Raw genomic sequence first — 11,933 nt, 5'->3', positions numbered from 1 at the left:
GATTAAAATCTTATTTTCTTGGCAATAGCCCCCGGATTATTCTGTTTAGATTTCACCGGCAACATGTAAAAGGTATATTGGTATGGCTTAGAAGGAATTTGATACTTCTCAAGTGGAGCAGATACATCCGTCCAGGTGTCATTGCCTCCTATACCCATTTGAATAAGGTCAATATTCAGCGTCAGATATCCTGCGTCCTTCAACAGGTGCCAATGCTTAGCCCTTACTATCTCCTCTTCGGTATATGGCCATGCGCTCATGCTTAACAGACTATCTGCAGCTACAATCAAACCTTTGCCGTTCTTTGCGTCGGCCAGCTGCATCCATCTTACATCAGTACGGTTGCCGTTTTCCTGAGGATAAACATAAGGCTCCATGAAGCTTTGAATAGGCTGGGAATAGATCGCCGCATCGAAACCATAACGCTTATCAAGGTAGTTTTCAACCGGGCCTCTACCATACCAGGATATCTGCTCATAATTTCTGCGGATCCCCATTTGCATACCGACCTTAGGTATATTTGGCAGGTCAGTAGAAGGGTTAAGTGAGTAGTCGACTTTCAGCACACCGTCTCCATTTAAGGTATATACAACTTTTGCTGTTGCCTTACCTTCTATAAGCGAGTAGCTACTGCTTACACGGACCTGTCCGGTACCGACTTTTTCAGCCTTGACATCAGTCAGGGTTAACTTTGCTTCGTACCATTCTTTCAGCTTTCTGTTCGGCTTCCACCCTCTCCTGTCATTATCGGTCTGAGGTCTGGTAAAATGGGGCAAAAGCGGACTAAATACCTGCTCTTCTCCCGCATTTACATAGGATATGAGAGCACCATTTTCTTTGCTGATACTTACCTTGAAAGACTGTCCGCTTAGATTTAATGCGTTTGAAGTTTCATCTAACTGAATATTCGCATATTTTCCAACAGAACTACTTTTCCCCGCAACCCCGGTAAGCGCGAACTGATTTGATGCAATTTCATGGCCTTTCGGTGCCCATAGCTCGTCTTGCGGTAGCGTAAAATGAATGTCAGCCAGATATTCAGATCCTGCCGTTAGTCTAGGAAGATAGCGACTGATATTTATTATTGTATCTCTTCCTGCAGCCAGGTCAATACGGGGAAGTACCTTAGTAATAACAGGCTTCCCATCTTCACGAATTATCAGCGTCACCTCATAATGCTTAGTTGATTTCGCCGCGTGTCTGTTTTCGATGTGCAGGATATTGCCGGCTCTCATTGTCGTTTCCACAGGTTGATAAACGCGCTTACATTCATACATTGCTGCTTTTGGACGCCCGTCTGACGATACCATTCCATCTATGCTGAAGTTAGAGTCGTGGCGCTTCTCGCCAAAATCTCCTCCATAAGCAAAGAACTCTCTGCCGGTCGAATCTTTCTTGATCAGTCCGTGATCTCTAAACTCCCAAATACATCCACCTATCAGACGAGGATTGGAGCGGAAGATGTCCCAAAACTCCTTCATATTACCATTCGAGTTGCCCATAGCATGCGAGTACTCCACGAATATTATAGGTCTGTTATCGTTGTTTTTCTGATCAAGCAACAGCTTAGGAGTAAATACTCCGGGATAAAACCGGCTGATCATATCCACATATGGCTGGTCTGTCATGTTACCGATACGGTGCGAGTGATCATTCGACTTCAGATAGCGGGGATCAGATGGATCCATGTAGCCCTCAGCACGATGATTTCCCTGAGCCGGTTCGTAATGAATAGGACGAGTAACATCAAAGTCATGCAACCATCCTGCCATCGCAGAATGATTCGGGCCTCTTCCTGCTTCGTTCCCCAGACTCCAGATAATCACACTTGGATGGTTTTTATCCCGCATCGCCATTCTCGTAACACGTTCCATGAAAGCATTTGTCCATGTTGGATCATTGCTTAGCTTACCACCTAGCCCGTGTGTTTCATGGTTGGCTTCATTCATAACCAGTATGCCATACTCGTCACATAGATCATAGAAATACGGGTCGTTTGGATAGTGGCTTGTGCGAATACAATTGAAATTGAACTGTTTGATCATCTCCACATCTTTGCGAATATCTTCTCTCGACAGCGCCTTCCCTTTAGACGGATGCTGATCATGGCGATTTACACCATATAGGTATGTTACTTTCCCATTAATAAGAAGCTTCCCATTTTCTTTCGAAAATTCAATTGACCGGAAGCCAACTTTACAGCTCTTAGATTCTTGTACATTGCCCAATGAGTCGGTTAATGTAAGCACCAAAGTATAAAGGTTGGGAGTTTCGTCACTCCATTTGTCCGGATTCTTAATCGTGGTCTCCAGAAGGCCGAACTTTACGTTATCCAGTCTCGGATAGATCTCGTTCACAATTGATTCTGCAGAACGCTCAAGAGGCTTGCTCAGAACTGGCTTTCCCTGCTTGTCGTACAACTGTGCTTTCAGGCTATAGCCAGGGATAGGTTTGCCGCTGTAATTGTCGATACGCGGACGAATACTAAATACAGCGTCCTTGTACTCCTTATCAAGCTTTGCCTGCCAGTGAAAGTCGGCTATCCGAACTTTTGGCTCCGCCATCAACATTACCTCACGTTGGATACCACTCATTCGCCAATGATCCTGATCTTCCAGATAAGTGCCGTCACTCCAGCGAATTACCTGAACAGATACTATATTTTCCCCTGCCTGTAGGTAGGGGGTGATATTAAACTCAGATGGCAGAAAACTGTCTTCGCCGTAACCTACGAACTTACCGTTTAACCATACCTTGAACCCGGAACTTACACCTCCGAAGTGTAGGGTAACATTCATATTCTTCCAGTCGACAGGTAAGCTAAATACCTTCTGAAAAGATCCAACTGCATTATAATCCTTCGGAACACGGGGTGGATCGACCGGCTGAAATGGATAAACCGCGCTCTTGTAGATTGGAATGTCGTATCCCTTCATTTCCCAGTTCGATGGCACTTCGAGCTTCTTCCAGCCGGAAACTCTGGATTTATAGAAATCTTTAGGAGCATCATCCGGTTTCAACGCAAACGAAAAATCCCAATCACCGTTCAGCATCAATATTCTGCCGCTCTTGTCTCTGTCACCTATCAAAGCTTCCTTTTCCGACTTGAACGAATACCCTGTGGCTCTTGCAGGCTCCCTGTTAATACTGGTTACCGTCTGATCTTCCCAGGGCTCCAGGTTAAATATTCCCGGCACAGGAGGAACAACTGCGGGCAAACCGTCTACTGTTTGTGCAGAAGCGGCACCGGCAAACATACATGCCAATGTCAGAAAATATGAACGAAGACTCTTAATATCCATGTTAAAGTTTATACGCGATTTTATAATTCTGGCCCTTTTTGAGGGTTACCTCATAAAGTCCATTCCCTTTTGATACTACCGCTGCATTTTTACACACAGGCTTGGTACGGCTTTTTATTTTCAGAACTCCTGTTCCAACGGGAGAGCTCACTCTTATCTCATTAGTACTGCAATAGATCTGGATGTCGCCCCCCGGCGTAGGTACTGATCCTTCCATCCATTTTAACCCTCCCAGAACGGGCTGGATAGAATAGGTTTCATAACCTGCAGTTAAGGGTTGTACGCCTAAGTAATATTTCCCCATCAGGTAAATTGGACTGGCGCCCCAGGCATGACATAAGCTTTTTCCAAACTCACGCCCGTACATAGCGTAGTGCTCCGCACCTTTTTTATCAGGATTATATTCTTCCCAGAATGAGGTAGCCCCCAGATCAAGCATCCCTCCCCAGTAATCTTTAATTTCCTTCAATACATAGTCCTGCTCTCCCATTGCGCATAATGCTTCCAATTCATAGAAACGCATGTAAGGTGTTACAATCTTCTGAACCTTATCATTCAAGAGAACGCTTTGTTTCACCTGCTGCTTCTGCTCTTCATTGAAGTAGTCAAAGAAGATCCCGAACATGTTCGCATAGCGCGTCACATTATCTGATTGAACGCCATTTACGCGGCTATGCACGAGTGCTTTCTTATCATCATTCCAGTAAGCCGCAAAGATTTTTGTCTTCAGGTCCGCCGCCATCTTACGATAGTCAGCAGCGCCAGAGGTATCATCAGCGAGATCGGCACATAGCGCCATCGTCTCCAGGCTTCTGCAGAACAGCAGTTGCTCAAAACTTACTTCGCCTTGCTTACTAAGCTTCTCCGCCCAGTCAATAAACACCCAGTCACCTGCAAGACCTTCCATCATTCCATTAGCATTTCTGCGTGAAAGACAATAGTCGATGAGGCTTTTCATGCGCGGATATAGTTGAGTCACAAACTCCTTATCGCCTGTATACTTATAATAGTCATGCACACCCAGGAACCAATAAAACGTATAGTCCATGATCGTATTGATATGACTGCTTACCGGCTCCTTGCCTCTTAGCGCAAGAGTAGTACGTGTCACCGAACGCGAATCAAACGCCAGATAATAGTTCATCAGGTAGCTTTGATAAGCATCTCCCGACCAGATCCATCTGTCGCGCTTAATGCCATCAATAAAGAACTCACGAGTAGTAAGCTCCATTGTGTATTTGGATATATCCCAGATTTTATTTAACTGCGCATCCGATGATTTGAATTTGCCCCGATCTGCGACAGGAAGATACTCATAGAGCATAGAAGCGGAGTCTATACTGACACCCGGATCCAGTTGGATATTCACAAATCGAAAAGCCTTAGAAAGATTGATCAGAGAATCTCCCGCGACGGATCTGTTAATGTCGAGATTGTCCATTGTTTCACAAGTCTCGGTGGCCAGGGCCTCCTCTTTAGACTCTCCGTAATAAAGGTTTGCTTTGCCCTTGCCCTTCAATCCATGCAGCTTTACAAAGCCGAACGTCTCTTTCCCGAAATCGACCAAGAGGTTATTTCCGGTCTTCTTCGTTGAGACCGCATATTGAGGCCGCGTATTCAATTTAAATGTAGAAGGAGGAAGTTCTGAATTGTCGAAGTTCCAGGAGCCTGCCTGTAACCAGGTGGTGCCCGACTGGTCGGAAGCTTTACCGGTTTCATCTATCCATTCCTTGTCTTCAAACGTCACCAGCCAGCTCGAGTCAGAAACAACAGTTTTACCCTTAACATATATAGATGGCACCTGCTGCTGGTTATGAACTTTCAGGTTCAGCTTATGCTTACCGGCAGGAATGGTAATTTTCTTCGGGTAACCGCTGATCATCTTCCCGTCGAGTTTCACATTATATTGCCCTTCTGCCCTGATCTCTACTTCCTCCGCCTCTTTCAGGTCGAAAACCTTATGAAAGTCAATAAGCACGTAATGGCTATCCTGTCTCCAGAAAGGAGGGAAAAACGTTCCTCTCTCCGTACGGCGATTTTGCATATCGTTACTCAGCCATATTTCAAAGTCTCCCGGATACCAGATCCAGGTCGCCTTGTTTTGCGCAAAGCTCCCTGTTGATAATAACGAGAATAAACAGAAGACTAAAAATGCCTTGCTGATGTTTCTGTATTTTTTCATAAGCTATTCAAATAATTTAAGCGTTATTTAATGGTTTGTTCTTTTCGATGGATCAACTAACAACCTGCCGTGGTAGTACCAGTCATTTACTTTTTTGTCGACTGAATGAAATTTAACTTGCTAAGACCTTTGTCTACGGATGTAGCTACCGCTATACCTCGCTGATCTTTCTTATTTACCGCACAATAGAAGTGGTACACCACCCCTTTATGTTTCACAACAAACGATTTGTGAGCAAAAAGCTCGTCGTATGGCGTAGATGGCTCAATTAAGTTCTCACCCTTCCAGTCCGTCCAGTTCACCAGGTCGTAAGAACAGGCAAAACGATTAAACGCCCCCTTGGTTCCTTCCCAAAATGCTCCGAAATAAAACATCACCCAAAGATCATCCATCTTTTGAACAACGGCGTCACCGGTGATACCCTTGTTGAACTTACCCAATACCGGATCTTTTTGGAATCGCCTCCAGTTGACCATATCATCAGACAGCGCCATTCCGATGCGCTCACTTCCCCTATGAGGTTTCAAGCTGTCGCCCCTCGCATTGTAGTACATGACAAATGGAGCACCTGTACTTTTGGATTTGTCGTATAACACCGAAGTCTTATACATCGTGCTGTTTTCCCACCATCTAACGTCCTTATCATGCGGCGTCAAAACCGGTTTATCCAGTCTTTCCCACTCATGAACACTGGTAGGGTCTTTCTTGGTATGTGCTATCCCTATAGAGAGCACACCTGCTTCATACCCTTTTGAGTTCCCACCGAAGTAAGACATCCAATGTTTGCCCTTAAATGATTTCCATTTATAATTGCCTCCCCACTTTGGATCCTGCAAGGCCACGTACCCTGCTTTCTGATTAACATCCCAGTCCGTACTATCAGAAAAAGACATGATCCTCCCTTTCACTTTCCAATCCAGTAGATTCTTGCTTTCTGCGAGCCAGGTTTCATACCCGCGTCCACCGTAGATTAAGTAAGTCATATACCACTTGTTTCCTTTTCTGAATACACTTGGGCAATCCATCTTTTCCGAATCGTCCGGCGGCACCATTACCAAGCCGTACTTATGGGGCGTCTTAATTTCGTTATAAACTGCGCGCATCCGCTCATCTGACACGACTTTCTTGTCTTCCTGTGCGTTTACAACGCTTATAAGGCCTATTACGCAGAGAGAAACAAGCAATACGTTTCTAATATTCATGAATATTATTTAAATTATTGAACACTGAACAAATATGAACCTGAGCCCACTCTAATCGCAACTCTGTTCTTTTCTATTTTTTTAACACCAAACTCGGAACTATCCTTAATATCCCTGCCGTTTTCCTTTATAATACTACCTGATAATGCAGGCAAATAAATAGTGGCAGAAGTATTTGATGGGATACGAACGCTCAATTCAAAAGTGCCGTCTTTCTTTACCCAACAGCTTTCGATCTTACCGTATGGAGAAGCAAACTCTCCTTTTGCGCTCGTAAGATCACCTACCGGCTCAGGATGAACCACGATATCTTTATAAGCAATGCTTCCTTCAGAAGAGCGGATGCCTGCTAAACCGCTATATAACCATTCCATCAAATGGCCGAGCATGAAGTGGTTATTCGATACATTTTCCAGGGCCTGCCAGGACTCGGTCAGAGCTGTTGCACCCTTAGCCAGCTGATAGCCGTAACCCGGTACGTCTGAGCGGCTGTTCATATCATAGATCACGTCTGAACGGCCTGCTTCTTCCAGTACGCGGAGCACATATCTGTACCCAATATCACCAGCTGTAAGACCGTTATTCCGGTTCCTAATGTCTTTGATGAGGTTGGCCAGAACAGCGTCTTTATCTTGAGGATCCACCAAATTCATATAGATAGCCATAGCGTTTGCAGTTTGGCTGGCTGTGGCATATTGCTTCGTTTTTTTATCGAAGAATTTCTCGTTGAAAGCCTTTTTGACCGATGCCGCCAATACATCATATTCAGCAGCATCCTGAGACTTTCCGATCTTGCGTGCTATTTTACTCATGATCCCCAGATCGTAATAATATATCGCCGTACCGGTAACGCCCATTGGCGTAAGCTGCGATACGCCTGGCCTGTTCGGACCCAGGTCAAACCAGTCGCCCAGCCCCTGAGAAAGTATATGACCCTTAGCCTGACTTTTGAGATAGCTGATGTAACGCTTCATCACATCATAATTATCTTCCAGAATACGCTCGTCACCATACCAGTGATAGGCATACCAAGGTGCAATTATACTCGTACTTCCCCATTCGGGTGAGTCTCTGAACATCGTCCCTCCCCATGAGAAGGTTACGTACTCAGGTGCAATTTCAGGAACCAAGCCGTCGGCGGTCTGCGAATAGCGAATATCTTCTGCCGTTTTTTTGTATAGGTTAGGCACCTCGTAATTGTACATAACCGAACTCCCCATTAAATGAACCTGCTCCAGCCAGCCGAGCTTTTCACGATGCGGACAGTCTGTTAAAACGCTCATCATATTACTCTTCATAGCCCAGTCGATCAGTGCATGGGTCTTGTTAAACAGGTCAGAAGATGAGGAGAAAGCTCCTACCGTTGGGGCGGAGTTGCGAATATGAAGACTTTGCAGGGTTTCTAAACTAGGCTTACCTGAGTCATTTGATTTACCGGATGGTACTGCTCCACTAACTTCCAGGTAACGGAAGCCATAATAGGTAAAGCGGGGATGCCAGGTTTCTAAACCTTCGCCTTTTAAAATATATTCGTAGTAATGCGGACTACCGGTTGCTTTTTGATTAACCGTTCCATCAGGCTTTAACAATTCCCCGGGCGAAATACGCAGGGTATCTCCTTTTTTACCCCTTACCTGGATATATGGGACAGCAGAAGCGTTTTGCCCCATGTCATAAACCCATTTGCCCGGCTCGGGACTGCTTATTTTTACAGGCGAGAACCGTTCCATGATCTTCACTGGCTCAGCCATCTGCGGATCAAGTACCGGAGGGCCATCTACAATGACAACTTGCTTCCATGATTTAGCTTTAAAACCAGGCGAGTCCCATCCTTTTTGCTCAAGGGTGGCATCATAGTCTTCGCCTCCATAGATACTGGTGAAAACAACAGGACTCTTTGCTGCCTTCCAGGTAGCGTCGCTGACCACGTTTTCAGTCGTACCGTCTGCATATTCGATGGCGATACGACAGATCATTTTAGGATACCCAAAAGCTGACTTCAGCTTCCTGAATCGCTTCCTAACCGGTGGAACATAATAAAAACCGTTTCCTAGCATCACCCCTACTGCATTATCGCCTTTTTTTAGCTGTTCGGTTAGGTCGAAGGTGACGTAGAGCGCCTGCTTGTCGTATTTGGTCCAGCCCGGATCAAGGAAGTTCTCTCCAACTTTCTTTCCGTTCAGACTTAGTTCAAAATGACCCAATCCGGAGATAAATGCAGTTGCTTTTTTTACCTGCTTCCTTACACGGAAATCCTTTCTTAATAAAGGTAATATATTGTTATCATTCGTCTTGTCTTTCTTGGCATCAGACACCAGCGGATTTGCAAGAGAGTCGGGAATCTTATCGTATGCTATCCACTTGGCGTTCATCCAGTCAGCAGCATTAAGTAATCCCATTTGCCACATGGCAGGCTCACTCCAGGCTGAGGTATTGCCTTTATTATCGGCTATTCTAACCTTCCAATAATAACTTTGTACAGAAACAAGCGGTTTTCCGTTATAGGCAACCTGGATGGAGGCGCTGGAGTTGACGAGTTTGCTGTCCCAGATATTGCCGATATTTTTCTCAAGAGCCAACTTACTATCAGATACTAAAATATGATAAGCAGTTTGAAAGACGTTCCTTCCTGAAGAGACAAGCTCCCAGCTAAAGCGCGGGGCCTTCATGTCCAAACCCCGAGGATTTGTTTTGTATTCAGTACGAAGATTACCCGCTTCCAGACCCTTTCCAATAACCTGCGCTGAAAAAAAGAACAGGCAAATAACAACTGCTAGTTTGTGCATAATTTATCTAAGTATTCTGGTCAGAACACAAAAATACTCTAAGCGTGCAGGTTATTGTTATAAGAAGTTGGCTATATATTGTATGATGTTATCTTCAACAATTATATTACAGACTAATTCTGGAACACCGACTTCACATAAGCAGTATTAGCAGAGAAGTTCCGTTTGACGTTCCTGGCGTCGCTGGCATCCCTTGAACGCTCGACAACAAGCCAGCCACTCCATCCCATATCATCAAGGGTAGCCTTGACCTGCTTCATATCTATCCTGGGATTGTTCTCCAGCCATACACCGTCGTCATCTGTACAGTGAATCTGGCAGATATTCTTCTTCCCCAGAATCCTGAGTTCAGTGCTTAGATCACGGTTATTCTTGAGAGCATTCGAAAAGTTGAAATAGGATTTCACATTCTTTGAACCGATATCTTTTAATAGCTTAAGTTCCTGCTTTGCATCAAGTGCAGTTTCAATACCGATTACAACTCCCGCCTTCTTTGCCATTTTACCGGCAACCTTCAAGCGCTCTACAATAGCCGGACGCAATTCGGGATTCTTAACCAGATCACCTTGCACGCCAAGTGGTAAAAACCCAACCTTAACTTTCATGGCGACCATCGTGTCGATACAATCCTGGATCATCCGCTTGTAAGTCGGCCTGGTAGCGAGCGACTGGGCGTAGAAACCCGTCATCGCCAGCGAGCATATCTCGATATTCATGGCTTTAGCCTGTGTAAGGAACTCATTACGCATGGTGGGATCAGCCAATTTATTATCAAACGTTTCCCGCTTTCCAAGCCCTCCCATATCGATCTCAAGACCATCAGCTCCGATCTCCTTAGCGAGCGCTATAGCGCTCAGCTTTTGTCTCTTGAGGATCATAAGATCTACAACAGCTACCTTATAGCGAGAAGGGCCCGCCGCAAAAAGTTCAGCCATACCGGTTTCCGCCCTTAGCATCCTGGGCAATAAAAGAGTTCCTGCAAGCGCTAGACCGGCCTGTGCCAAAAACTTTCTCCGTTCTATCTTCTCTACTTTGTTTTCCATTTTAATTCACTCCAATGACCAACTATCTTTTTGTCTCCGCGTTAAACACCCTCTCCAGGTTTTCAAAACCCTTTACCGCATGTGCCGGCAGTTTTTCTCCGTTATCACCAAAAACATAAAGCGCCTGTTCCGGCTCTATGGTTATACCGCTTTCCAGCCCATCAACGATCTGAACAGCTTTTAGATTCAAATCGAAGTGCTTAGCCAGAAAGGCATATAGTGCTTTCCTTTTTGAGATTCCGAAATCATGTCCTTCGTCCGGAAGGTGCACATTTTCCACATTTTCTGCTTTGCCATAGTACCCATAAATCTTCTGCAGGTACGGGAAATCATGCTCTGGCATCCTGTCCGTCCAATCTTTTCCGTCCGACACAACAAGCTGTGGCCTCGGCGCCGCCATAGCGGCTATTTCCACGTTGTTTGTTCCACCTGCGCTTTGGTGAATGGGCATCCCGCTCTCACACGGACAGCCTCCAAAATGATACGAAGATAGCGACACTACGGGAGCTGCGAGCGTAATTCTGTCGTCCAATGCTGTCATCAGCGTAGTATGACTGCCTCCGCCCGAACCTCCGCTAATACCTACACGTTTTTTATCAACGCCATTCAGACTCAGCAAATAATCGAGAATGCGTATTCCGCCTAACGCCTGAACCGTAACCGCAAGACTCCTGCGGTGATCTTCACTCGCGAACTGCAGGCGAGACTCGCCCCAGGCAAAGAGATCATAACTGAACGCCATGGCTCCCATTTTAGCAATCGCTGCGCAGCGAAGCTGAGCGTCTTTCCGGAAGCGATGTCCGCCCCAGTGGCCGTCGGGACTCAACACTAAGGGAATTTTACCTTTAAACTTTGCAGGGCTGTACAGCGAGCCGTTCACAAATACACCAGGTAAGATCTCAATCGCTATATTCTGTATCGTATAGCCATTCATTACCCGCTTAGGTGTAACAACAGGTTTCGATAAAGGCCTTGCTGGTAAGTTCGCCAAGCCAAGCGCCGCATACAATTCCTGCTTCAACAGAACTTTACGCCGTGCCCAGGTCGCTACATCATGATAGGAAGAAGCTATCTTGTCCAGACGCTTCCATCCATCATCCACTTCCCACTTGTGATATTCGAAGTTTTTCAGCTTGTACTTGCCCGGACCCTCTTTATTGACCTTCAAATCCAGGGGCGACAATACATTGTTAAGAGTTACGTCAACATCTGTGCGAATCCGCCAGTCAGCATAGGTCACCCACTTGTCTTTTACAAGCGACTGATCTGCCTTGATAGTAACATTGAAACGCTTCTGAATATCGTCTAACACGATCTGCAGAGGCTTGCGGTACTGATCATCTGTATTCTGCGCTTTACCCGCAGCTCCCAGGCAAATCAGTAACAACGATAAAATATAAGTTTTGATGCCCGACATA

General features: G+C 45.5%; 6 protein-coding genes. All 6 read right to left on the bottom strand.

The window, feature by feature from the left end:
• Window positions 1–2: 2 nt before the first annotated feature.
• The 6 genes from B0I27_RS02790 to B0I27_RS02765 all read right to left on the bottom strand — a co-directional run bounded on the left by B0I27_RS02790 (window position 3) and on the right by B0I27_RS02765 (window position 11,932).
• A complete protein-coding gene (locus B0I27_RS02790) occupies window positions 3–3,302 on the bottom strand; it encodes a glycoside hydrolase family 2 TIM barrel-domain containing protein (protein WP_245925413.1) in 3,300 nt (1,099 codons plus the stop codon).
• Between the two features lies 1 nt (window position 3,303).
• Window positions 3,304–5,484 (bottom strand): alpha-L-rhamnosidase-related protein, encoded by a 2,181-nt coding sequence (locus B0I27_RS02785; RefSeq protein WP_106291129.1) that lies wholly within the window; start codon window positions 5,482–5,484, stop codon window positions 3,304–3,306.
• 86 nt (window positions 5,485–5,570) lie between these two features.
• Window positions 5,571–6,686, bottom strand: a complete 1,116-nt coding sequence (locus B0I27_RS02780; RefSeq protein ID WP_106291127.1) for a glycoside hydrolase family protein — start codon at window positions 6,684–6,686, stop codon at window positions 5,571–5,573.
• Between the two features lie 14 nt (window positions 6,687–6,700).
• Window positions 6,701–9,472: a family 78 glycoside hydrolase catalytic domain gene (locus tag B0I27_RS02775; RefSeq protein ID WP_106291125.1), complete on the bottom strand. Its 2,772-nt coding sequence runs from the start codon at window positions 9,470–9,472 to the stop codon at window positions 6,701–6,703.
• Window positions 9,473–9,585: 113 nt separating this feature from the next.
• Window positions 9,586–10,515 carry a sugar phosphate isomerase/epimerase family protein gene (locus B0I27_RS02770; RefSeq protein ID WP_106291123.1) on the bottom strand — a complete coding sequence of 310 codons (930 nt, stop codon included), beginning with the start codon at window positions 10,513–10,515 and terminating at the stop codon, window positions 9,586–9,588.
• A 22-nt stretch (window positions 10,516–10,537) separates the two neighbouring features.
• Window positions 10,538–11,932 carry an alpha/beta hydrolase gene (locus B0I27_RS02765; protein ID WP_106291121.1) on the bottom strand — a complete coding sequence of 465 codons (1,395 nt, stop codon included), beginning with the start codon at window positions 11,930–11,932 and terminating at the stop codon, window positions 10,538–10,540.
• Between the last annotated feature and the right edge of the window lies 1 nt (window position 11,933).

The organism is Arcticibacter pallidicorallinus (assembly GCF_003002875.1).
Classification (GTDB): Bacteria; Bacteroidota; Bacteroidia; order Sphingobacteriales; family Sphingobacteriaceae; genus Arcticibacter; species Arcticibacter pallidicorallinus.
Note: the sequence above shows the minus strand (reverse complement) of the source record. Positions and strands in the feature narration are given on the sequence as shown.